The sequence below is a fragment of the Iningainema tapete BLCC-T55 genome, assembly GCF_014698965.1.
Taxonomy (GTDB): domain Bacteria; phylum Cyanobacteriota; class Cyanobacteriia; order Cyanobacteriales; family Nostocaceae; genus Iningainema; species Iningainema tapete.
Genome location: NZ_JACXAE010000048.1, coordinates 39,081 through 61,960, shown reverse-complemented (window position 1 = coordinate 61,960; position 22,880 = coordinate 39,081). Strand labels below are relative to the sequence as shown.

The window sequence follows — 22,880 nt, the reverse complement described above, 5'->3', positions numbered from 1 at the left end:
TACTAATAGTACCACATTAGATGTCAAATTTACTTAACTATATCTAAACTTTAAAAATGATGTCAGTCAATATACTGATTGACTTCACAATATTTATAATTCAAGTACTAAAAAATACATACGATTAGAATTTTTACTTAAAAAGTTTACTTTTGCTAAATAAGTATGCAGAACACTACTAGTAGTATTTTATTTCTTTTAAAGAAGTAAGGTGTAAATTATAAAATAGTTAATTTTTATACATAAAAAAATTATGAAGGTAACTTAATTGTTAATTCATATTTCTAATTTTTGTAGTCATGTAATACAAAAAAAACAAAATATATTGCCAAATTATAATCATGTATAATCTGTGTCTATAACAGTATAATTACACACTTTTAATTTGTCATTCCCATCAGTAAAAATGAGCGCCTATTGAAACTCAGAGTTAATAGCTCAAGTCCATTAAGATTGACTATTCAAAGTGATGAGGACTTAAGTCCTTACTACGAACAAAACAAAAAAATACTGACTTAGATGCGACTCTTATTTCACTCTAGTGAAATAAGACTTTGAATTTAGAATCTTATTTTAGTTATACCTCTTTTTTTAAAATAAGAATTAGTGATCGCCCAGGTGAAGTTAGTACCAAGCACATCTCTAGAGCATCTTGCCGTCTATCATTCGCTCTTGGTGGATGAATAGAGCGCTATGTCCAGGTGAATTAAGATTAAGCAGCGATCGCACGGATTTTTTCAAACTAGCAAGTTACTTCACGCTTTGGGTGCTGATGTCGTCGCAGAGAGTGCGATCGCTGTCTTTGACTTTGGGATTATTTTTGAGATAATCACGCGCCTGATTACAACCTTGCACTAAAAGGTTATCTAAATTCAAAAAATCCCAGATTAGTACTTTATTGTTACCAGCGACAGCTATAGCCTTGCTGTCAGAACTAAAATTAACATTACTCAGTGGATAGCTACTAATAAAATCGGCTGACTCTTTAAACCAAATCGGGTTGAGAAGATATGTAGTTACACGCTTATCATAGGAGGGAAAAGCTAGCATATTTCCATCAGGGCTGAAACTCAAGCTGTTATACCCAGAAGGGTATCCTTCGAGAGTTTTAAGTTCTTGACCGTTCCAACTCCGTAGTAGTTTTATTTTACTATCACTACTAAGTGTGGCTATCTTATGACCATCTTGGCTAAAGGTGATGCTGGTTATACTATCACTCCCAACGATATCTTTTATGAATATACCTTCGTGGTTCCATAGTTTCACAGTTTTGTCGGCACTCGCAGAGGCGATTGTATCACCATCAGGGCTGAAACTGACGCTGTTAACCTTCTCGCTATGATCTCTTAATGTTTTTATTTCCTTACCATCACTACTCCAAAGTTTAACCGTTGTGTCATCACTGGCAGAAGCAATCATCTTCCCATCAGGACTGAAACTTACACTATTAATCCAGTCACTATGTCCCTTAAGGGTAGCAAGCAAATTCCCATTAATACTCCAAAGTTTTAAAGCATCTTCTTTTCTGACAAAAGCAACTGTCCTGCCATTATCACTAAAACTGAAGTTATTAACTCCATTACTATGCCCTTGAAGAGTTTGTATTTCTTGCTTGCCGTTACTGCTCCAAAGTTTCACTATGTAGTTGTATCTACTAGACTGCTTATCAGCAGGACCTACAGAAGCGATAATTTTGCCATCAGTGCTGAACTTGACACTAAGAACTTGACCACGCTCAACTTGTAAAGGGGGGAATGTTTTGATTTCCTTGCCATTACTGCTGTTCCAGATTTTCACAGTTTTGTCATTACTGGCAGAGACAATTTTTTTGCCGTCAGGACTGAAACTAAAGCTCTTAACTTTATCGCTATGTTCCCCGAAAGTTATAATTTCTTTTCCAGTCAAATCCCAAAGTTTTACGGTGTTGTCATCACTTGCAGTAGCAATGGTTTTGCCATCAGGACTGAAACTCAGTTCATTTATTTTATCTTGATGTCCTCTCAAAGTAGCTCTTAATTGACCGTCAAGTTTCCAGAGTTTAACAGTATTGTCACTATTAATAGAGGCAACAATATTGCTGTCATGACTAAAAGTAATGCTTTCAATGCCATAGTTATATATAGGCTGCCCTATCGAATTACCATTGCTCTGCCAAAGTCTGATCTCGCTGTTTTTACCATTATCACCCTGACTGATTGAGGCAATAATCTGGCTATTAGGGCTGAACTTGACACTTGTAATTGCATCAGGATGTCCAAATAAGGTTTTGATTAGAGTGCCGTCACTTTTCCAAAGCTTTACTAAGTTGTCATCACCAATAGTAGCAATCATCTCACTATCAGGACTGAAAATAACTTCGTTAATTTGATTAGTATGCCCTAGCAAGGTTTTGAGCGGAGTACCGTCACTCTGCCAAAGTTTTACTACATTGTCATTACCAACCGTAGCAATTATCTCGTTATTAGGACTGAAACTAATGCTTGTGATTGTATCATTATGCCCAGAAAAGGTTTTAATTGGAGTACCATCACTTTTCCAGAGATGCACAGTGTTATCTAGACTAGCAGCGGCAATAATTTTGCCATTAGGACTAATACCAAGGCTGGTGATTCTATTACTAAATCCTGGCAAAGTTTTGATTTTTCTACTCTCAAAATCCCAAATATTCACTAAGTCATTAGCACTACCTGTAATCAGACTTTTACTGTCGGGACTGAAACTTAGAAGCGAACCGTCTCCCGGAAAAGTTTGAAATAAAGTGCCATCACGTCGCCAGAGTTTTACCTTGTTATTACCAACACTAGCAGCAATAGTTTGATGATCGGGGCTAAACTCAGTTCTGCTGCCTATATCACTGAAATCTTCTCTTTCGATGCTCCAGAGTTTTACAGTATTATCTTTACTAGCTGAAGCCAGAAGTTTACCATCAGAACTTAAACTGAGGTAAGTGATATCGTCCCTGTGTCCTGGTTGATCTATGTCGAACCGTTGCCTGCCGTCACTTGTTGTCTTTACTATGCTTAGGGTGGGCGGCACTATTTTTGTCGTAATACCAGCAACTTGCTTACCGTCAGAACTGATACTCATCCAAGCGAAATTATAAGTATTATAATTTTTATCCCTAAAAGTTTTAATTAGTTTGCCATCAAAAGAATAGTACTTCACAGTTCCATCTTTATTGGCAAACATCAGGGTTTTTCCATCGGATTTGAAACTCATGCTGAGAGTTCCATAGTTATTGATGGTTCCAATCTCTTTACCATCACTGCTCCAAAGTTTCACTTTGTCGTCTTTACCTGCTGCAGCAATTATTTTACCATCAGGACTGAAACTGACACTGATAATGCGAGCGCTGTGTGGCAAAGATTTAATTTCTCTACCATTCAGACTCCAAAGTTTCACAGTTTTGTCCTTACTTCCTGTAGCAAGCATCTTACTATCAGGGTTAAATGCAACACTAGTGACGGTATCTTTATGCCTCAAGGAAGTGATTTCCCTGATTTCCTTGCCATTATTACTCCATATTTTCGCTGTTTTATCTTTACTAGCTGTTGCTATCCACTTATCATCAGAACTAAAAGTGACACTGGTGACGCTATCAGTGTGCTTTAAAGTTTTGATTTCTTTACCATTAATGCTCCATATTTTTGCAGTTTTATCCTCACTCGCTGTCGCTATCATCTTCCCGTCGGAACTGAAAGTAACAAAGGTGATACTACTAGAATGTCCCTCCAAACGATTGCGCTCTTTAAGTTCATTAACTGCATTATTCAATTGGCTAACAGTCAACAACTGAGTATCAGTTACTGCACCAAGAGAGTACTGTTTCAGTAGTTTTCCTGCTTGGAGAGCAGATACCAACTGATCAAGCTGTGTTTTACTTTTTGAAGCGTAAGTGAGATTGGAGATGTATGTGTTTATCCCTATTAATGTTGCGATGGTGGCAACTCCACTGATTAAGAGCAATAATGATACTAAGGTTAAGGTTGCCCGACGCGCATCTCGCAATTGCCTTTGCGTCACCTTCAGGAGCTTTGCTTCTGTTAGCTTGCGTTGCTCTCTCTCCTTTTCTAGTTCGGCAATTAATTTCTCTGATTGTTGTTGGCGAACAAATGGGACTAAATAATCGTGTACCAGTTGATAGCGATCGGTAGGAATTGCTGGCACTTTAAATACCAATCCTGATTTGACTAAAATAAGTAAAACTAAATCGAGTTTGTCAGGTTTTACCTCTAGTTCTAATTCCAAATCAGCACGAGTTTTGAGGGGGCGAGTGTTATTTTCATCTGTAAGCAAGTACAATACTAAGTTAGCAATCTGCGCATTTTCACCGCCGCAATCTTTGACAACTTCTTCGAGAAATCGCTCTACCAACTTTTCCTTGGGACCTTTTTCTCGATATTTTTCTAGCTTAGTAATTTTCTCGGTTTGCAATTGTGTCCCCACTACCTGCAACTCAATCGGACGGATTTCGCCAAAATCTCCGGCTAAATCTTCTACTAATTGATCTATTAGTGATGGCTCTAAAAACAATCGGGTTGTTTGAGTAAAGCTTTGAATTAATGCTTTGGTGTCTGAGCGGGAAAAATTACCCAAGTAATAAAGAATATCTTTGTCCAGAATGTTATTGTTAATGACTTCTAAATTTGTGAGGCGCTCGTTACACTCTAACAGATAATATAAGTAATCTTCTCTTAATGACAGGATGACTCTAACGTGGGCAACATCCAAACATTCCCGTAAAAAGTTATAAAAAGTTAGCCTTTGTTTTGGATCTTTATAAACAAAGAAAAATTCTTCAAATTGATCGAAGATTAAAACTGTCAGGAGTTCGTTGTCAGCGTTTGTGCGCAATTGGTTGAGGATAGCGCTGGTTCCACTCCCTACTCCCTCCAGTATAGAGTTTTGCCAAGGTGCAATAGCCTCACTTAAACGATCGCCCAGTTCCCGAATCCAATCGGGATAAACTTGCTGCAAAACAGGTACAACATCACGAGTGCCGATCGCTTTGTGTTGCAGTGCTGGTATTAAACCAGCTTGCAAAATCGAACTCTTGCCTACACCAGACTGCCCGTAAATAATCGTCAGTTTGCGATCGGCACAACCCATACGTTCGACGAGACGCTTAACATCTTGTTCTCTTCCCGTAGCGGCGATTTCTTGAGCTACTGTTTCTTCCTGTTCTACCAGTGCTAAAGCGGGATTTTTCACCTGTTGCTTTGGCTGCAACCTTCCCGCACCAATAAAAGCACGGAAACCATACTTTTGCTCGCTCGCTCGCTGTTCAAGTTTAAGATTAAATGCTTTAAGATATTCACCTTGTTCAAAGTAACTGTTACGTAACTCCTGCAAAATCCAAATGTAAAGCTCTGGATCGTACTGCTGTTTGGTTTGTGCTTTGGCAGTTTCTAAGCAGGCGATCGCTTCTTTATTCTCCCCTAGTGCCAACTGCGTCCTTGCTAAAGCAAACAAATACCAACCACGATGAGACGCCTGCTCCCATTCCAAATCGGCAATTGTCTCCGATGATACAGAATTTTCGGCTGCGGATGCGGCATTATCTAAAACTAAGAGTGCTTGTTGTGCCGCATTTTGAGCTTCTATCCAAGCAGATTTGGCGATTTCTACCTCAGCCAGAAAGCCATAGGCTCTTGCTAATCTAAACTGATGCGGATAGGTATGATGCAGAGTTATTGCTCTTTTTGCCACCGCTTCTAACTCATCCCAATGCTGGAGGCGTTGTAGTACTGCTCCCAAACCATTGATAAAATTAGCTACTAAATCTTCCCTTCCGGCTTGCTCGAATACGGTTATACATTCCTGAAAATAATCTTTGGCTTCTTCACGAGCGCGATCGCTTTCGGTGTGATGCAGCACGGCGTAAGTACGCCACCACAAACCCATGCAGTAAAGTAGACAGGCGCGTTGCTCTAGAAATTTTGGCAGGGGAGAGTGGGAAGTGGGCAAAAGTGCTAAACTGCGTTCGTAATGTTGCCGAGACTGCTCCATTGAGCTATGAGCATCTCGACCTAAGACGAACTCTAAACTTGCTTCTATTTCTGGGTGCAATACTACACCGCGATTTTGCAGTTCCACCCGTGCTAACTCTAATTCTGTACGTCGTGGGGAGCCAATTCCCAAATTAAGGACGGTGTTATCGAGAAATCTGCCTGCTCCTACTGCTAAAACTTTGGCAAAAACTTCATCAGCGGTTTGCTGAATATATTGAATTAAATCATCGGTAGGGATGGCAAACTTAACTGTTGTCGTCCAACTTTGAAGATCTTGCGCTAAGCGAATCAGCTTTTGCAGTACTTCGTCTGTTACCCACAACACTACTGGGAAGGGAAAATTTTTGCGAAATTCTTCCCGTACTTGGTTTGCACCCTTGAGTAAAGAATCAATCGTCTTTACAGACTCTAAGCCAGAAACTACTAAAGCCTGGGGATGCTCATCGCCTAGTTCAGCTTGAATTGTTGTGTAGAGAGTTTTGACGGATTTATCCAGAAGTAGCGAGCGGATTTCTACTCTCACAGATTCAAGCAATCTTTGCATCAGGCGGCGCTGCAAACTTGCCGAATTACAGTGCGCCAGAATCAGCGAAAATTCTCCGTTGGAACTTTCAATCGCCCAACTCAACTCCTGTAGGGAATTTTCGTTAAAAGCTGTGGTATCTTGTGGTTGAAGTGCCTGATTCATTTTTCCTGTTAAAATTCTGCGGCTTCTGCCAAAATCGGATTGATATCAAACCAAGATCCCTCGCTATCACAATATTCGTACACAAATCGACTGTGAACTAAACTGCGATAGTCTTCGTCTCCCCGCACCTGCTTATCTTTTGCCACTTGGCGTAGCAATTCCCACTCTAAGTCTGTAATTGCCAACTTCATTTGATTGCACCGGAATTTAATCACATTTTCCAAGATGTTTTTGGAAAGGGGTAGTCGGCGTTCTTTTTTAATCCAATCGTAAAGTAACATTAGTAACTCGCGGACGTGACCACCACTGACACGACACAATCGCTCTAAAGTTTCTGGACTATCGAAAACCTTTGTAATTAAATCGAATCGGTACTCTTCGGGCATTAATGGGAAGGCTCTCGCTAGCACCATCTGTTTAAGTAGATACATCCCCTCCACACAGACAATACCACCCCGTTGTTGCACGGGTACCATCGGCAGTACCTTGGGGTTGACCATAAATCTTTGGGTTAATCTTTCAATATCATTGGAGAACCTCAACGATAGGGGCATAGTGTAAACTACATGGCATTTAAGTTGACGTAACTGTTCGCCCCGATCTACAAAGAGATATTCTGGTTGCGATCGTCCCCAAGGTTTCTGAGAACTTTCCACGCGATCAAGATTATCGACAATTACCACTAGTCCTTTTTTGCCCCGTTGCTTTAGTTTCTCGGTAGCGGGTTGCAGCAGTTCCTCATTAATTGCATCTAAAATTCCTTTGGTGCGCGGACCGAGATATTCTCTTAACTTATTACGGAGTTCTGGGCTGTCTTTTGCCTTAGCTGTAATCTTGCCAATACCTAACGGAAGTTTTGCTTCAGCAGATACCTCCAATTCTACCTGAAATAGTTTGGCGATACCCAGCAGTAAGCTTTTCAAACCTTTAGGTTCGCTGAGTTGTAATATTTCTTGGCTCTCAAGACTTTCACTGACTTGATGGGCAATCGCTAGCATTATATCAGCGATATCCACATCACTCATTTCCAAATCTTGACTGGACTCGAAATAAACTACATGAAAGTCTTTTTCCTCTAATTCTACTTTCAGGCGCAATAGTTCTGTAGATTTACCGCAGCCGATATGTCCTGTAAACAGTTCACACGTCGGCTCATCAGGTGAAAAAAATGTAATATTTTCCTTTAATTCTTCAATAATCCTACCTCCCCGCACTGAGGCAAAATCGATATAGTATTGCCGATCCAGGGGATTGCTCACTACCAAGGTCTTGCTGGGGTTACAAGCTTGATAAAACTTTTGCAAATCCAGTTCCATAAAGAACATCGTAACAAGGCTTACCCCTAGTATATACACTAGCCTTGTTATGTGTTCCGAAAAAATATCTAAGCAATTTCTGCCTTAGCATTTAATCTGAGTGTCAAGTACAATCATTGCAGGAATTCCCAATCTTCCAAAGCGACTGGTGCTGTTGGGTCATCATAACGGTATACTTTACCATGTAAAGGATAAAGATTTGTATCTGATTGTAGGTTCGGTGTAGTTTTGTGCTGTGGAGTTTTAGTTTCTATAATAATCACTTCTATAGCATCCCCAGCATGAAAAGGTAAACCCTGTAGTGTCAGAATTCCATCTTCAGTTAAAACGGTTTCTATCTTATGAGCTTTCATCTGTCTACTCAATAGCGCATTCAAAGTGATGAGGACTGAAGTCCTCACTACGAACAAAACAAAAAAATACTAACCGATCATTTAATTACGATCTATTTGAGAGTTTGCACATTAGGATATTTAAGAATTTTCGCGTCAACAGTTAACAAAGGACACTGATAAAATCTGGCTGTAGCCACAATCATTTGGTCAAAAGGGTCACTGTTAAATCCACTTAATTGGGTTGAATCAACTACTATTGGTAGTGTCAAATCTAATAACTGTACTCCTGGATAAGCCAAAGCTGTTTCTAGCCATTTATCAATAGCCAAAGGTAAAATTAGCCGATTTTTCTCTACCAATTTGGCTACTTCCCAACAAGAAACAATACTGACTCCAATACCATCAGATTCGTATTCTCGTAACCATTGTCGCTGTTTATTGGTTAGTCGTGCATCGTTTTGTACCCACCATACCCAAATATGAGTATCAATCACAATCATTTCAGCACTTCCCAATCTTCCAAAGCGACGGGTTCTGTTGGGTCATCATAACGGTATGGCTGTGTATTGTGCAAAGGATAACGATTTGTATCTGATTGGGGTTTTGGTGTAGTTTTGTGCTGTGGAGTTTTAGTTTCCAGAATAATTACTTCCACAGCATCTCCAGCATGAAAAGGTAACTCCTGTAGCGTCAGAGTTCCATCTTCAGTTAAAACGGTTTCTATCTTATGAGCGTTCATATTTCGACTCCTAAGAGCGCATCTACTGTGCGCTTCTCTAATCAAGAAGCGATTTACTTTTCTACTATATTACTTGGTATATATGCTAACTGGGGAGAATTGGGAGAATTTTCCCCACAGCCCCCAATCCAAAATCACTATTAAGCTATGCCCAGCACTTTGCGTAACAATGCTTGATCTTCTGACTTAGCTTTCAAGCGCCCATTTTCCAAATCACGAATCCAGCTTTGACTTTTACCTGCTAGTTTTGCCAATTCCCTTTGGGAGAGATTAAGATTTTGGCGTGCTTGCAAAATTTGATCGCCCATTAAATAGCTGGTTGTGTTTTTTGACGAGGTTCTGTTCTTGGTATTGCGCTGCTTTTTCTCAGATTCAGAAGCTTGCTCCCAATCTGGTGGTAGTTCAAAGGAGAGAATCCGAGCATTCATTAATAAATTCCACTTACCACGAGGACTTGTATCTGTCAAGCGTGTGTCGCCACCAGCGTCATTAATCCAAAATTCGATCGCCTCGTCCGGATCTTCAGGAATATTCATCAACTTTGCCCATAGAGGTTGAATTTCTGGGGGGTAAGTAACTGGATCGAAAATTGGTTTTATTCCATAATGATTGAGAACTTCCAAATCATTCTCAAAGGTGCGCAGCAGTCGTTTGCGTTCTTCCCGTTGCCTGCAAGCAAGGGAGACTTTCTCTTCACCGTAAGCAACGCGCAGTAAAGTAGGAACTGTAATGCGTTGTTCTTTACCCATCTTGGTTTTAAACAGCAACCACAGCATCAGTCGTGCCGCTCCTTCATGTTGCTGCCAAATACTCATAATTGTAGTTAATAAAGTTTTGGGCAAACTGCCATATTGATAGTATGCACTTCGCTCTTTACATGCTTGTTTATTTAAGAAATACTGCGCCCAAATGCCTGGTTTGACTTTAAAAGTTAACCCAATTAAATATTTGCACCCTTGGTCGTCTTCTTGAAAGTGATGCTGAATTTCTTGCAGATGCCATAAGCGACTCTCTTGAACTGAAAATTCTTTAATTCTACCTTGTTGAGGCCAGTCAATACAAGCCATCAGTGAGCAAGCTTGCTGCACCATGTTCTTCATTAACGTTAATTTGGTGGTTTTGTTGAGATCTTTACGTTTTTCTAAACCCAAATATTTTTCTATTTGTCGGTCATCAATGGTAAACTCTTGCTCCCAAGGCTGATCTAATGTGGTAGCATAAGCTGCGAAAATTAAATGGATACAAGCGGCTCTGATGTCAAGTGCCTCAATCGCTTTTAGCTCTGTCTCAATGACATTTCCTTTTGGTGAAGAGGTGATGTGAAAGGCTAGAGCACCCCGCCCTTGGTTTACTTGGCGACGGTAGCACAACCCGGCTTGATCTTTTTGCCAAAGTAGCGATGTTCGTTGTGCTAAAACATTGCAAGCTTCCCAAATTACCATAGCCGAAGCAAATGGACTGTTCTTTCCATTAGAAAATAAATCTAGGCTAGTAGCTTCTCTAAAATCAACTTTACATCTTCCCCTTTTCACCTGTAAGGGTATGGGCGAATTGGTTGGGCAAGCAATTACACATTGAGGTTTAGGGTAATAACCCTCGCAGTTATTACAAAGACTTGGATCGATCCAGTATTCATTGTTCTCTATTTTGATTGCACCTGTCGGACATTGGGGACGGCAATTGTCACATCCAACGCAACTGTTGTTAGGAATTGTATAAGACATAAGGTGATTCCAACTTGACTCGTTGAGATGTCTGGGCAAGGTTCCCCTGGATGTGTGTGTTCTACTACTCATCACCACATTATTTAGGCAATCACAAATTTTTTTTGTCGTACTAATTACCCACATCCATCTTCTGACTGCGCATTCACTTGGAAGCTATTCAAATCATTTAACCAAAGCCCAACTCTTTTTTCTTATTTATAACATTTCATAAATTTTCTTTTCTATTTGTTCCGTATGAGCTAATAATTATTTTTTTTCCTAAATGAACAATAAGTATTTCCATAACATTTTATTTTTGATATATTTCAAAATCAAGTGTTATTTACTAACATTTCTGAAGATTTTTTTAATCTGAAGCAAATATTAATACTATTAATATTTCTCGTCTATAATAAAAATGTTAATTTATTTACTTTGCTAAAAGTAAGAGTAGGTCGTAAATTACAATCAAAAATCAATTTTACGTATAAAAAAATACATTTTTTGAGAAACGATAAATTAATTGAAAAAAAATCTCATATTTGATTCAGAGATACATTATCTATCCTAATTTTTTCAAGCAAAATATATTTTTACTTTATTGGTAAAAGCTTTCATTAAATTACAAAAAAACAAGATTTTAACCACTAAGTCAGAGAATTTTGATTAATAAAAAATTAAATAAAAATCTGAAAAAATGAAGATTTTTATTGTGCTAGTATGAGGAGAAGAGCAACCACCATATCAATAGGTAAAATTGCAGAAGGTACATTTATGGCAACATTAACAGGTTTGACATTTGGCGGTAAAACTTGGACACCTAAATTTGTTCAAGAAATTGATAAAGACATCTGTATTGGTTGTGGCAGATGCTTTAAAATTTGCGGACATAATGTGCTGCTATTAAAAGCTATGAACGAAGAAGGTGAATTTGTTGAAGATGAAGACGATGAGGAAATCGAAAAGAAAGTGATGACAGTAGCTCACGCAGAAAACTGTGTTGGTTGTGAGGCTTGTGCAAGAATTTGTCCGAAAAACTGCTACACTCATGCTGCGTTAAACAACTAGTGTTCAATTATCAATATTGAAGCGATCGCTTCAATGGTAACTGTTAACTGATATTCAACTGTAGCAAGAATAAATTGATTACAAGGGGAAGAACACAGAACTCCTGAGCAAATCTTAGTTTTGTGTTCTGACTACTTTCTTTGGGAAAAAATATATTAAAACATCGTAAAATTTTTCCCTATTTTCTACTATCATCGCTAAAAATTAGTAATGTAGGCGCATGTGCTAATAGCTAGAGGCATACTGTTAGTTGTTAATCATTACTGTTCTATTAAGTACTAACTACAGTACAAACGCGGTTAATCGCGTTTCTAAATCTTCACGGAGTAGCTATTAGCTGTTTGTCAAATACAAATCTAAGCTCAGACTACACCATTCTCTTGCTAATAGATCATACATCAAGAGCATATACTGAGCTAAGAAAAAAGAAAAACACACCTTTAACCACACCTGATAGAGCAGGCATTTATGCAACAAATTCCTGTTTCACTATTAACCCTAGTTGCTGGAATATTAGTTACAATTATCAGCATCTGGGTTGGTCAAAACCACAATCTACTACCGATACAAGCATCGCAACAAGCGCCTTTGGTAGACGGATTTTTTAACCTGATGGTTTCCATTGCCACTGCCTTGTTTTTAGTGGTAGAAGGAACCATCTTGATTTTCTTAGTTCAGTTTCGTCGCCGCAAAGGGGATGATACTGATGGAGTAGATGTTGAGGGCAATCTTCCTCTAGAAGTTTTTTGGACAGCAATTCCAGCGCTCATCGTTCTTGTCTTGGGCATTTACAGTGTTGATGTCTTTCAACAAATGGGAGGATTCGAGCCAGGGAGCCATCCTCACTTGCCGCACAAAACAGCCCAAGTAGCTCAGCCAGGAAGCGCTATTGCTGCTACCTTAAGTGATGCCTCTAGTACGGAAGCGTCAAAGACAACCACCCCAATTCCTCAGATTGGTTTTGGCGCGACTCCTAAAGAACAAGGTAAAAAGGCTGATTTAGTTGTCAACGTCACTGGAATGCAGTTTGCTTGGCTATTTGATTACCCTGATAGCGGTGTAAATGCTGGAGAATTACACGTTCCCGTTGGCGCTGATGTACAACTCAACCTAAAAGCATCAGACGTGATTCACTCATTCTGGGTGCCACAATTCCGCCTCAAGCAGGATGCAATTCCTGGAATGGCAACCCAACTGCGATTTGTCGCGACAAAACCAGGTACATACCCGGTAGTTTGTACAGAATTATGCGGTGGTTACCACGGCTCAATGCGATCGCAAGTAATCGTTCATACACCAGAAGAATTTGAAAGCTGGCTGCAAGAAAACCGCATTGCACAACAGCAAGAACTCAAAGAAGTCGTTGCAGTCAACCCAAGTGAGTTATCCCCATCAGAGTATCTCGCACCCCACACCCATGATATGGGAATTAACTCAGAAACTCTCCAGTCATTAGTCATTAGTCATTAATCATTGGTAAAGACTTCTGACTTTGGACAAATGACTTTGGACAAATGACAAAGGACCAAAATATGACGCAGGTAGAACTTAAGAGCAACACTCCACCAGAGGATAATCAACCAGGACACAAGGTGGTTGCTCATACCGAGCATCCCAAAGCTTGGAAATGGTACGATTATTTCACCTTTAATGTTGACCACAAGGTGATTGGTATTCAATACCTAGTGACAGCGTTTGTATTTTATCTCATCGGTGGACTCATGGCGATCGCCATGCGTGCAGAATTAGCAACACCAGATGCGGACGTACTCGATCCAAATCTGTACAATGCTTTCATGACCAATCACGGGACATTCATGATTTTCTTGTGGATTGTGCCTAGTGCGATTGGTGGATTTGGTAACTACCTAGTGCCATTGATGGTTGGCGCTAGGGATATGGCTTTCCCGAAACTCAACGCTGTAGCCTTTTGGTTAAACCCACCCGCAGGCGCACTGCTGTTGGCTAGTTTCATCTTCGGCGGTTCCCAATCTGGTTGGACTGCCTATCCACCCTTGAGCCTGGTAACAGCTAACACCGCCCAAAGCCTGTGGATACTTGCCATCGTCCTAGTCGGAACTTCCTCAATTTTAGGTTCGCTGAACTTTGTCATCACCATCTGGAAGATGAAAATTCCCAGCATGAGATGGGATCAATTACCATTGTTCTGCTGGGCGATTATGGCAACCTCCGTTCTCGCACTTCTCTCCACACCAGTGTTAGCAGCAGGGTTGGTGCTACTGTTATTTGATCTCAACTTTGGTACTTCTTTCTTTAAACCAGATGCAGGCGGTAACGTCGTTATTTACCAGCACCTGTTCTGGTTCTATTCCCACCCAGCAGTTTACTTAATGATTCTGCCCATCTTCGGCATCATGTCGGAGGTAATTCCAGTTCACGCCCGCAAACCAATCTTTGGATATAAGGCGATCGCCTATTCTAGCTTGGCAATTTGCGTAGTGGGATTATTCGTGTGGGTACACCACATGTTTACCAGTGGCACACCCGGTTGGATGCGGATGTTCTTCACCATCTCCACCCTCATTGTTGCCGTTCCCACAGGCGTGAAGATTTTCGGCTGGGTAGCTACCCTGTGGGGAGGTAAAATCCGCTTCACAACTGCCATGCTCTTCGCCATTGGCTTACTATCCATGTTTGTCATGGGAGGCTTAAGCGGTGTGACAATGGGAACCGCCCCCTTTGATGTTCACATCCACGACACCTACTATGTAGTAGCCCACTTCCACTACGTCTTATTTGGTGGTTCCGTATTTGGTATTTACGCCGGGATTTACCACTGGTTCCCCAAAATGACTGGACGGATGCTGAATGAAACTTGGGGACGTGTTCACTTTTTCCTCACCTTCATCGGTACCAATCTAACTTTCCTACCCATGCACGAGTTGGGTTTACAAGGAATGCCCCGACGAGTGGCAATGTACGATCCACAATTTACCACCCTCAATCAGATTTGTACCATTGGTGCTTTTATTTTGGGTTTATCAGTAATACCCTTCACCATTAACATCATCTGGAGTTGGATTGCCGGAGCAAAAGCCGGAGATAATCCTTGGAACGCTTTAACTCTAGAATGGACAACTACCTCTCCACCCGCAATTGAAAACTGGGAAGTATTGCCCGTCCTTACTCATGGTCCCTACGACTATGGCAAAAATGGTCATAGTGTAGAAGGAACACAAAATGCCACAGCTGTAACTGCAAATTCATAAGTAATGGGTAATGGTTAATTGTTAATGGTTAATTGATAATTATTACTATCAACTATTAACCATGAGCAATTAGCTATTCCCTATTCCCAACAGAAATTTATTTAAGGGTAAACAATGGACGCAGCAGAACACGTTAACAGCTCTATTACCGTAGCTTCAACAGGTGCAGAACATCATCACGAAGAACATCAAGATTTACGAGTCGTGGGACTTTTAACATTCCTCATCTCTGAATCCCTGATGTTTGGAGGATTTTTTGCCACTTATTTGTTTTTCCGAGGCACTAATGAAATTTGGCCTCCAGAAGGAACAGAAGTAGAGTTATTATTACCCACAATTAACACTATCATTCTGGTTTCCAGTAGTTTCGTCATTCACTTTGGCGATACAGCAATTAAGAATAATGATATCCAAGGTATGCGCAAGTGGTACAAAATTACCGCTGCAATGGGTGCCATTTTCTTATTAGGTCAGATTTTTGAGTACTTGACTTTAGGATATGGTTTGACTACCAACGTGTTTGCCAACTGTTTTTACTTAATGACAGGGTTTCATGGTTTGCACGTTTTTGTCGGACTATTACTAATTCTAGGTGTATTGTGGCGTTCTCGTCGTCCCGGTCACTATTCTGCCACCAAACACACTGGTATTGAAATGGCAGAAATTTACTGGCACTTCGTAGACATCATCTGGATTGTTCTCTTCACCCTGCTGTATATTCTCACTCTGTTTTAGAATTGCTAATTGTTAATTGTTAATTGTTAATAGCAATTAGCAATTAACAAAGGAGGTATTTATGATTGATGCAAATAAACTCTCATGGTTTCAAGTTCCTGATGACATCAAACACTTATTGATATTAGCTGCGCAAAATTGGGAAAATACCTCCGCATCAGAAAATTATATTAACCAAGCTTTAGCCAAAACAGGAGATTGTACAGACGTTTTGGTAGCAGCATACAGATACTTTTATTATAAAAATAATTACAAAATGGCACTAAAAACAGCAGTGAAAGTTCTCAATAAAGTAAAAGAATCAGAGGAATTACCAGATAAGTGGGAGCTACTTAAGCCAATCTTATTTGAGCGTAAAGAAGACCCCAAAATCAGACTATATTTAACCGCTTATTCTGCCTCTGGATTGGTGCTGGCAAAATTAGGAGAGTTAGAGCAAGCTAAAGAAGTTAGTACTAATATAAAAGAGATTGATGATAAAAATGAATTTGGTTCTACCATTTTACTTGATATTTTAACACGTACTAACGAATCTGAAGAATAATAAGTAATTTTAAATTTAAGCCAAAAAGCAAAATCTAAAATCTAAAATTAATTATGAAAGGTAGAGATTGGCTTGTAACAGGTTCCGGGCAGTATCAAGCCTGTAAAACTGTTAGAGTATGGGATTTGTTGAGGGATAATTATCGTCTATATCGGTTTTTAACTGAGATGGAAGATGTTCTTAATGATGTTGAAGACGAAAACAGTATTTTAGCAGAAATTAGGATGCTGGTAAGGCGGTTAATTCTTAATTCCTACTGGGTGCAAAATCAATATTTGGAACCTGATTCTAAAACAGGAACTTCTGTATTACTTCTTTATGATGAATTAGGTTTTCCATTCACTGTGCAAACAGTCACGTTTGCCCCAGGAACGCAATCTTCAACTCACAATCATGGAACTTGGGGTGTAGTGGCAGTGTTAAAAGGGCAAGAAAGAAACACTTTTTGGCGGCGAAATCCTCTTCCAGATTCTCAGGACAAAATTGAACGTTCAGGAGAATTAACTTTATTTCCAGGAGATATTATTAGCTTTACTTCCGATTCAATTCATAGCGTACAAGCAGTAGGTGATGAACCAACTGTTACTTTTAATGTCTATGGTGAAACTCGTCAAAAAGAGCGCTTTGAATTTGATTCAGTTACCCATACTGCTAAGAATTTTTGAATAATAACGGAGATACTTCAATGGCAAGAGTAATTTTCTATGAAAAAACAGGCTGTAAAAACAATACTAAGCAGAAAACTTTGCTCACAGCCGCAGGTCATGAAGTTTTGGCGTACAATTTGTTAACGGAACCTTGGACTGTTGAACGTTTGCGCTCATTTTTTGGCTCGCGCCCAGTAGTTGAATGGTTTAACCGCACTGCGCCACGGATAAAATCTGGTGAGATAGTTCCCGAAACAATAGATGCTGAAACAGCTTTACAACAGATGGTTTTAGATCCGCTGTTGATTCGCCGTCCTTTAATTGAGGTAGGCGATCGCCGCGAAGTCGGTTTCGATATAGAATTAGTTGATGCTTGGATTGGTTTAAAGTCTAAAGATGCGACTCTTCAAGAAATTAGTGAAAAGTTAATGAGTCAGGATCTGCAAAGTTGTTCCCACGGTCATGAACACAAACACGAACATGAGCGTGGTGGCTGTAAGCAGCACTCTTAATTGTTGCGCGTAGAACCCTTTGAGCAGAAACTTTTGTGCCTAATAATTAAGGAGATTAGCCAAACAAGTCTGGTAGATGCCGTGCGCCATGCACGATGCGAACTACTTCTATGCCCTCGCTAATTACACGATAAAGGATCAGGTAGCGCCCGACAGGAAAATACCGCAGTTGTGGTGCAATATCAGGGCGTGCCTGACCCAACCCAGGATTATCAGCAAGCATTTGACATTTGGCATCTATCTGATCCAGCAACCTGTCGGCAGCAGCCGGATTGTCAGCCGCAATATACGTCCAGATTTCAATCAGGTCTTCTTCGGTTTTGGCAGTACGAGTGAAGCATCCCACGGCAATCAAGCATCCTTTTGCGAAATTTGACCATTACGTCTGCGTGCTTCCTGCTTGATGGCTTCTATATCCGCATATTGCCCAGCACCACTTTCGATACCTTCATGCCAAAGGCGGCGCAGTTCATCAATATTTTGCACTTGAAGCAGGCGTTTGAGTTTCCAATCGCGCAGTGCTTCACGGATCACCTCACTGCTGCTGGCATACTCGCCCGATTCCACAGCTTCACGAACAAACTCTGCCATTTCTGGCGTCAGAGCAATGCTGATTTTTTCAACTTTTGGCATGGCTTTTCTTCCTTTTTACTCTAAAGTAGCAAAGATTCCTACCAAAATCAAAGTGAAACTAACTTGCGCCCAACTTGTAGGCGATCGCCGCGAAGTAGATTTCGATTACGTTCGCGCACGAACACTAAAAAACCTTGCTCTGTATAGATTTCAATAACTAAGAGCAAGGCGTTTGTGTACTATCAGTTGTCTCACGGCTTACTGCCTAAATCTGATTTAACATTTCAATCTCTTGTTGTGTTAGTACAATTGAGGCAGCAGCAATGTTTTCTTCGAGGTGGGCAATAGTTGTAGTTCCAGGAATTACAACAATGTTGTTAGCACGGTGCAGCATCCACGCCAACGCAATTTGACTGGATTTAACATCACGTTGACGGGCAATTTCTGCCAGCGTTCCTTCATCGGAAGCTAGTGGCGCACCATGTTTGAGGGGATTTGCTCCTAAAGGACCATAAGGAATAAATGCAATCCCGTGTTTGGTGCAGTAATCTAGAACATCTTCGCCAGTGCGTTCTGCCAAGTTTAAGCGATTTTGTACCGAAGCAATATTGGCGATGTCACGCGCTGCTTCAATTTGCTCGGTGGTAACGTTGGATAATCCGATGTGACGTATCTTGCCTTCTTTTTGTAATTCTACCAGCATTCCTACGGACTCGACAAACGGCACATTTGGGTCTGGGCGATGTAGTTGGTATAAATCTATGCGGTCAACTTTTAGCCGTTGTAAGCTGGCTTCACAACCACGCCGCAAGTTCTCCGGTCTGCCATCCGGTCGAATATCGTCCGGCGCAGTTTTGATAATACCACCTTTAGTAGCAATAAATACACCGTTTTTGTAAGGATGCAACGCTGAAGCAATTAACTCTTCGTTGAAACCCGGACCGTAAGCTTCGGCTGTGTCAATAAAGTTTACACCTAACTCCACTGCACGGCGTAGGAGTTTCTCACCGCTTTCCCAGTCAGGATAGGGACCAAAATTTCCCGGCTGTCCGGTTAAACGCATTGCACCATAACCCAAACGGTTAACTTTTAAATCACCTCCTATGTTGAAAGTGTTCACGAAAGAAGCGTTGATTTGTACAGTATTGTCAGTCATAGGGTTATTTCTTTTGAAATGTGTGGATGGTTAGTTAATTGTTTCCGCAAGTGAGGTAAGCGTGTTGATCAAAATCGATCGAGCTTGTCATAAATTTCTAAAACGCATAAATGTTGTCAATAAGTTGCTTCACTCAAATCTGAAGCTCTTTCAGCAATCATCATGACTGCCGCTTGAGAGTGGCAGCCTACGACCGAAGGCATCACGCTTGTATCCACAACTCGTAAACCTTCTACATTATGTACTCTGAGTTCGGGATCGACGGCTGCTAAATCGTCTAAACCCATACGGCATGAACCAGCAGGATGCCACTGGGAGATCGCCTGTTGCCGAATGGTTTCTCTCAGTTCTGCATCAGTTTGTGCCGTAGTTCCAGGAGTGCGATCGCTCCTTGGGTAAAGGAGCGATCGCACTAGATGCAAAGACTTGACGAGCAATCCGAACTCCTTGTACAAGTCGGTCTAAATCAGACTGAGCGGCGAAGTAGTTGGGATCGACTAAGGTCGCATCCAGAGGATTGGCGCTCGCCAGCCGAATGCTTCCCCGTGACAGTGGACGTTGCAAGGCTAATACAATCATCAGCCCATCTGACTCGTCGCTTTTTGATATTTCAAAAGTTGTGGGCATCCAAATCAGTTCGAGATCGGGAGTCAACCAGCCAGGATTAGATTTGCAAAAAAGACCGACAGGGGTCGAAATTGGTCGGGGAAAGGGAACGGGTTTGGCAAGATCAAAAACCACCGACAGCAAAACGTGATCGTGTAGATTTTGTCCCACTCCAGGCACAGCAGCCATGGCATTCATGTTGCTCGTGCCGCCCACCATTTTGCCACGCGGCTGACGGACAACGCAATTAGCCAATCCGGGTTGCGGTACGGTTGGGTAATCCCAGTCAACTGCTGTATGCAGCCACGTTGGTTCCCCAAAGCTGAGGGAGTCTGACCAAACTAGGCGATGGTAATTGCGTACCTATATCAGCTAAGTACACAAATCCGTTACGTTCATCGACGGCTAAATCTTGAGGTAGCGCTTTCGAGGTAGGGGCAACATCATCGCCAAAATCAAACCGATAGATCAATACGGTGGCAAAAATCCGACCATCACGGGTGACTGCATGATTCCACGGGCGAATCGGGAGTTCGGCAACAACTTCGAGGGTTCCCCGTTGGGGCTGCTTGGTAGTTGTTGTAGACTGAGCAAGGTTGGTTTGAGATGGAACAGAGGCGGCGTTGGTTTGGTATCCGAGCAGGAAAGCGATCGCCACTAATAAAACTGACATACCACGTTTTTTCAATCGGACTGTATTCACGCTTACACTCCTAGCTAGAAGATGCTTTACCCTTCATCGGTCCAGAAAATTCTATCGCGTTACCGTTGTTGTCTAACACGAAAGCGAGGCGATCGCTTTTCTCGGTTGCGGCTTACCACCGCCGAGTATTTCGAGACGAAAGCCGTTGAGTTCCAGATAAGCTAGATCAACACTAGGAAGGCTTGGTTCTTTCCAACGCAGTACTTCTTTAAAACCAAACTTCTGTTTGTACCACTGCATCGTTTGCTCAAAGTTGGGAACACGCAACATAATGTGATCGGCTTGCAATGAACTGAGTGCAGGTGATTGAGTTTGTGCTAGTATTTGAGCGGGATTAATTTGGGCTTGAGTTGGAGTGTTTGAAGTCACGCTCCAGGTTGCTAAAACAATACCCATTACAAACGCTGCTACAACATTTAGAATGCTTCGTTTGGCAAAAATCATACAATTTCTCCTCTTCTCAATCGCTTCGTCATTCTTCAGCACAAATGTTTTTTCATGAAGGGAACAATTCTATCTACTGACCTCATTACTTCTGGAGCAATATCATAGAAGTTAAAGTGGTAACCTTCTGTCCAGAAAAGTTCTTTTTCGCTTTGCACCAAGTTGTAAAACTTTTTAGCTTGTTCGGGCAACAAAGCACCATCTGAGTGAACCATCAACAGAGGAATTTTGATTTTTGAGGCTTGGCTGATGGGATCGAAATCCATCCAGTCGTTCCACGCCATCACCGCAAATTCGTTTTTCCATTCTTTGATACCACCACCACGATTAGTGTCCATGTAATAGTCCATAGGACCATAATTAGCAGCTTCCTTGCTGGTATCATTACTGAATATTAGGATAGTTTTGTTTTCTCCCGTCAATTCATAATGCTTTTTAGCTTCTTCCGCTTCTTTTCTATGTTTAGCCACGCCTTCCGCTCCACCGAATAACATAGGCGCTAAAGATGGCTCAGAAAACCAACCTGCAACTGTTGCTACCGCCTTTACACGAATATCTTTGGCTGCAAGGTAGGTGGCATTGCCTCCAGATGTACAAACACCCACCATACCGATCTCACCTACATAAGGCAAAGATTCCAAATAAGAAACAGCCGCTTGCAAGTCTTTCAGTTTTCCTTCGATTGATTCATTTTGGCGGGGAAGTCCTTCGCTTTCACCATAACTAGCATAATCAAACGCAAGGGTAATAAAGCCTTTTTCCGCTAATAACTTGGCATACGTACCCGCCATCATTTCCTTAACAGAAGTAACAGAACCTTCAACGATGAGTGCCGGATATTTTAGACTCTCATTAAAATCATCTGGTGTAGAAGTTAAATTTGTAAATGGATTCATCCGGCTGCTGTTGCGAATATTCAAGCCTTACACCGTTCCACTGCCCAGATGTGGCACTGTCTGTAGCTCGGCTGAGAATAGTCGGCGCAGATGCGGTTAGAAGTTGAGCGGTTATAGGCGCGTGAGTTGACATGAGGCTACATCAACCTAAATTCTGTTGTCAGAATACATTTGTGCCTGAGTGTGCTTCAATCATCCATAAGTAATAAGCCAATTATCTCTTCATCGTTATATATCACCTCAAAAGACTGATGAATATCAACACTAAACCTCCCAGAATATGCAACACAGAAAAAATTAATGTAATACGTCCGCTTTTTGTTCTCCAATTTAGTTCGAGATTGCTAACTCTTAAACTACCAGCAATCCCAGCAATCACGCCAATAATTATAAGTATCAGTCCAATCATAGTTGGAGTAAAAAAAGATGTCATATGCTTAGAAACTAACTATACTTTGATCAGCGAAAGTAATCTGAACAAGGCTACTTTTATCACAAGAAGCAGTCAAATGTTTAAATTGCGCTCAAAACTTTACCCGTGGATATCGTTCCAGTACTTTTGAAAAAGCTGATTATAAATTGCTACAAGCCGTGCGTAGGAGTTTACAGCTGCTAAGTGCATCTCTACAGCCTTTAAGGACAAAGAAACGGCAGAACTATTTCCCCTTTTTAAAGTTTTTGGGACTACACAAATCTGTGAGACTTGTGTAGAATAAGTAATAAATTTATAGTACTCTTCCATAAATTCCCTGTACTCAGGAGAAGCGATCGCATGATCTTGAGAGCTTGAATTCATATCTATCTAGCCGATTAGTTTGCTATGAAAATAACTGCCTTTGCTCTCGTCTCACATCTGTCAATGGCAAGAGTATAATCTAAAAGTTTTGATGTGATTGGAGCTACAAGTGTCAATATTAACCCAGATTTGACTAAATTTTGTTACAATTTAGTCAAAAAGGGCTAAAAGCCCC

Annotated in this window: 22 protein-coding genes; 7 read left to right on the top strand and 15 right to left on the bottom strand. The window is 40.9% G+C overall.

Annotation, left to right across the window (positions count from 1 at the left end; all coding sequences use genetic code 11):
- Positions 1 to 750: 750 nt before the first annotated feature.
- The 6 genes from ICL16_RS12995 to ICL16_RS12970 all read right to left on the bottom strand — a co-directional run bounded on the left by ICL16_RS12995 (position 751) and on the right by ICL16_RS12970 (position 10,813).
- Positions 751 to 6,699, bottom strand: coding sequence for a WD40 domain-containing protein (locus ICL16_RS12995; RefSeq protein WP_190828173.1), 5,949 nt, complete (start codon positions 6,697 to 6,699; stop codon positions 751 to 753).
- A gap of 8 nt (positions 6,700 to 6,707) precedes the next feature.
- On the bottom strand, positions 6,708 to 8,015 hold the full coding sequence (locus ICL16_RS12990) for a P-loop NTPase fold protein (RefSeq protein ID WP_190828168.1): 1,308 nt from the start codon (positions 8,013 to 8,015) through the stop codon (positions 6,708 to 6,710).
- Positions 8,016 to 8,128: 113 nt separating this feature from the next.
- Positions 8,129 to 8,368 (bottom strand): hypothetical protein, encoded by a 240-nt coding sequence (locus ICL16_RS12985; RefSeq protein ID WP_190828165.1) that lies wholly within the window; start codon positions 8,366 to 8,368, stop codon positions 8,129 to 8,131.
- 92 nt (positions 8,369 to 8,460) lie between these two features.
- On the bottom strand, positions 8,461 to 8,850 hold the full coding sequence (locus ICL16_RS12980; protein ID WP_190828163.1) for a type II toxin-antitoxin system VapC family toxin: 390 nt from the start codon (positions 8,848 to 8,850) through the stop codon (positions 8,461 to 8,463).
- Positions 8,847 to 9,089, bottom strand: coding sequence for a hypothetical protein (locus tag ICL16_RS12975; protein ID WP_190828161.1), 243 nt, complete (start codon positions 9,087 to 9,089; stop codon positions 8,847 to 8,849). The genes ICL16_RS12980 and ICL16_RS12975 overlap by 4 nt, the downstream gene beginning before the upstream one ends.
- Before the next feature lie 140 nt (positions 9,090 to 9,229).
- A complete protein-coding gene (locus ICL16_RS12970; RefSeq protein ID WP_190828159.1) occupies positions 9,230 to 10,813 on the bottom strand; it encodes a helix-turn-helix domain-containing protein in 1,584 nt (527 codons plus the stop codon).
- A 756-nt stretch (positions 10,814 to 11,569) separates the two neighbouring features.
- On the opposite strand from ICL16_RS12970, the gene fdxB reads away from it, so the two are divergent.
- The 7 genes from fdxB (at position 11,570) to ICL16_RS12935 (ending at position 17,531) form a co-directional block, all read left to right on the top strand.
- Positions 11,570 to 11,863, top strand: coding sequence for a ferredoxin III, nif-specific (fdxB, locus tag ICL16_RS12965; protein WP_190828157.1), 294 nt, complete (start codon positions 11,570 to 11,572; stop codon positions 11,861 to 11,863).
- Between the two features lie 468 nt (positions 11,864 to 12,331).
- Positions 12,332 to 13,333 (top strand): cytochrome c oxidase subunit II, encoded by a 1,002-nt coding sequence (locus ICL16_RS12960; RefSeq protein WP_190828155.1) that lies wholly within the window; start codon positions 12,332 to 12,334, stop codon positions 13,331 to 13,333.
- Between the two features lie 62 nt (positions 13,334 to 13,395).
- The gene (gene ctaD / locus ICL16_RS12955; protein ID WP_190828153.1) at positions 13,396 to 15,093 is read left to right on the top strand and encodes a cytochrome c oxidase subunit I; all 1,698 of its coding nucleotides are present in this window, start codon (positions 13,396 to 13,398) and stop codon (positions 15,091 to 15,093) included.
- Positions 15,094 to 15,207: 114 nt separating this feature from the next.
- Positions 15,208 to 15,828, top strand: coding sequence for a cytochrome c oxidase subunit 3 (locus tag ICL16_RS12950; RefSeq protein WP_202895528.1), 621 nt, complete (start codon positions 15,208 to 15,210; stop codon positions 15,826 to 15,828).
- 61 nt (positions 15,829 to 15,889) lie between these two features.
- On the top strand, positions 15,890 to 16,372 hold the full coding sequence (locus ICL16_RS12945; RefSeq protein WP_190828151.1) for a hypothetical protein: 483 nt from the start codon (positions 15,890 to 15,892) through the stop codon (positions 16,370 to 16,372).
- 53 nt (positions 16,373 to 16,425) lie between these two features.
- Positions 16,426 to 17,037: a cysteine dioxygenase family protein gene (locus ICL16_RS12940; RefSeq protein WP_190828149.1), complete on the top strand. Its 612-nt coding sequence runs from the start codon at positions 16,426 to 16,428 to the stop codon at positions 17,035 to 17,037.
- A 20-nt stretch (positions 17,038 to 17,057) separates the two neighbouring features.
- The gene (locus ICL16_RS12935) at positions 17,058 to 17,531 is read left to right on the top strand and encodes an ArsC/Spx/MgsR family protein (protein ID WP_190828147.1); all 474 of its coding nucleotides are present in this window, start codon (positions 17,058 to 17,060) and stop codon (positions 17,529 to 17,531) included.
- A gap of 55 nt (positions 17,532 to 17,586) precedes the next feature.
- Here ICL16_RS12935 and ICL16_RS12930 read toward each other — a convergent pair whose 3' ends face one another.
- The 9 genes from ICL16_RS12930 to ICL16_RS12885 all read right to left on the bottom strand — a co-directional run bounded on the left by ICL16_RS12930 (position 17,587) and on the right by ICL16_RS12885 (position 22,705).
- On the bottom strand, positions 17,587 to 17,877 hold the full coding sequence (locus tag ICL16_RS12930; protein ID WP_190828145.1) for a type II toxin-antitoxin system RelE/ParE family toxin: 291 nt from the start codon (positions 17,875 to 17,877) through the stop codon (positions 17,587 to 17,589).
- A gap of 5 nt (positions 17,878 to 17,882) precedes the next feature.
- A complete protein-coding gene (locus ICL16_RS12925) occupies positions 17,883 to 18,164 on the bottom strand; it encodes a type II toxin-antitoxin system ParD family antitoxin (protein WP_190828143.1) in 282 nt (93 codons plus the stop codon).
- Positions 18,165 to 18,369: 205 nt separating this feature from the next.
- Positions 18,370 to 19,260 carry an aldo/keto reductase gene (locus ICL16_RS12915; protein ID WP_190828140.1) on the bottom strand — a complete coding sequence of 297 codons (891 nt, stop codon included), beginning with the start codon at positions 19,258 to 19,260 and terminating at the stop codon, positions 18,370 to 18,372.
- Between the two features lie 116 nt (positions 19,261 to 19,376).
- A complete protein-coding gene (locus ICL16_RS12910) occupies positions 19,377 to 19,673 on the bottom strand; it encodes a GMC oxidoreductase (protein ID WP_190828138.1) in 297 nt (98 codons plus the stop codon).
- Complete coding sequence (locus tag ICL16_RS12905; protein ID WP_190828136.1) at positions 19,615 to 20,121, bottom strand: GMC oxidoreductase; 507 nt, start codon at positions 20,119 to 20,121, stop codon at positions 19,615 to 19,617. Before ICL16_RS12905 ends, ICL16_RS12910 begins: the two co-directional genes overlap by 59 nt.
- Positions 20,122 to 20,152: 31 nt before the next feature.
- A complete protein-coding gene (locus ICL16_RS12900; RefSeq protein WP_190828375.1) occupies positions 20,153 to 20,569 on the bottom strand; it encodes an SMP-30/gluconolactonase/LRE family protein in 417 nt (138 codons plus the stop codon).
- 72 nt (positions 20,570 to 20,641) lie between these two features.
- Positions 20,642 to 21,013 (bottom strand): VOC family protein, encoded by a 372-nt coding sequence (locus ICL16_RS44810; RefSeq protein ID WP_202895526.1) that lies wholly within the window; start codon positions 21,011 to 21,013, stop codon positions 20,642 to 20,644.
- A 35-nt stretch (positions 21,014 to 21,048) separates the two neighbouring features.
- Entirely contained in the window at positions 21,049 to 21,933 is an 885-nt protein-coding gene (locus ICL16_RS12890; protein WP_190828134.1) for an alpha/beta hydrolase, read from the bottom strand.
- Positions 21,934 to 22,441: 508 nt separating this feature from the next.
- Positions 22,442 to 22,705, bottom strand: coding sequence for a hypothetical protein (locus tag ICL16_RS12885; protein ID WP_190828132.1), 264 nt, complete (start codon positions 22,703 to 22,705; stop codon positions 22,442 to 22,444).
- Positions 22,706 to 22,880: the final 175 nt, after the last annotated feature.

Coding starts and splice junctions, on each gene's coding strand:
- ICL16_RS12990 (WP_190828168.1), bottom strand. CDS start 8,015: ATGGAACTGGATTTGCAAAAGTTTTATCAAGCTTGTAACCCCAGCAAG.
- ICL16_RS12935 (WP_190828147.1), top strand. CDS start 17,058: ATGGCAAGAGTAATTTTCTATGAAAAAACAGGCTGTAAAAACAATACT.
- ICL16_RS12885 (WP_190828132.1), bottom strand. CDS start 22,705: ATGAATTCAAGCTCTCAAGATCATGCGATCGCTTCTCCTGAGTACAGG.
- ICL16_RS12940 (WP_190828149.1), top strand. CDS start 16,426: ATGAAAGGTAGAGATTGGCTTGTAACAGGTTCCGGGCAGTATCAAGCC.
- ICL16_RS12960 (WP_190828155.1), top strand. CDS start 12,332: ATGCAACAAATTCCTGTTTCACTATTAACCCTAGTTGCTGGAATATTA.
- ICL16_RS12995 (WP_190828173.1), bottom strand. CDS start 6,699: ATGAATCAGGCACTTCAACCACAAGATACCACAGCTTTTAACGAAAAT.
- ICL16_RS12945 (WP_190828151.1), top strand. CDS start 15,890: ATGATTGATGCAAATAAACTCTCATGGTTTCAAGTTCCTGATGACATC.
- ICL16_RS12950 (WP_202895528.1), top strand. CDS start 15,208: ATGGACGCAGCAGAACACGTTAACAGCTCTATTACCGTAGCTTCAACA.
- ICL16_RS12985 (WP_190828165.1), bottom strand. CDS start 8,368: ATGAAAGCTCATAAGATAGAAACCGTTTTAACTGAAGATGGAATTCTG.
- ctaD (WP_190828153.1), top strand. CDS start 13,396: ATGACGCAGGTAGAACTTAAGAGCAACACTCCACCAGAGGATAATCAA.
- ICL16_RS44810 (WP_202895526.1), bottom strand. CDS start 21,013: ATGATTTTTGCCAAACGAAGCATTCTAAATGTTGTAGCAGCGTTTGTA.
- ICL16_RS12915 (WP_190828140.1), bottom strand. CDS start 19,260: ATGACTGACAATACTGTACAAATCAACGCTTCTTTCGTGAACACTTTC.
- ICL16_RS12970 (WP_190828159.1), bottom strand. CDS start 10,813: ATGTCTTATACAATTCCTAACAACAGTTGCGTTGGATGTGACAATTGC.
- ICL16_RS12980 (WP_190828163.1), bottom strand. CDS start 8,850: ATGATTGTGATTGATACTCATATTTGGGTATGGTGGGTACAAAACGAT.
- ICL16_RS12925 (WP_190828143.1), bottom strand. CDS start 18,164: ATGCCAAAAGTTGAAAAAATCAGCATTGCTCTGACGCCAGAAATGGCA.
- fdxB (WP_190828157.1), top strand. CDS start 11,570: ATGGCAACATTAACAGGTTTGACATTTGGCGGTAAAACTTGGACACCT.
- ICL16_RS12975 (WP_190828161.1), bottom strand. CDS start 9,089: ATGAACGCTCATAAGATAGAAACCGTTTTAACTGAAGATGGAACTCTG.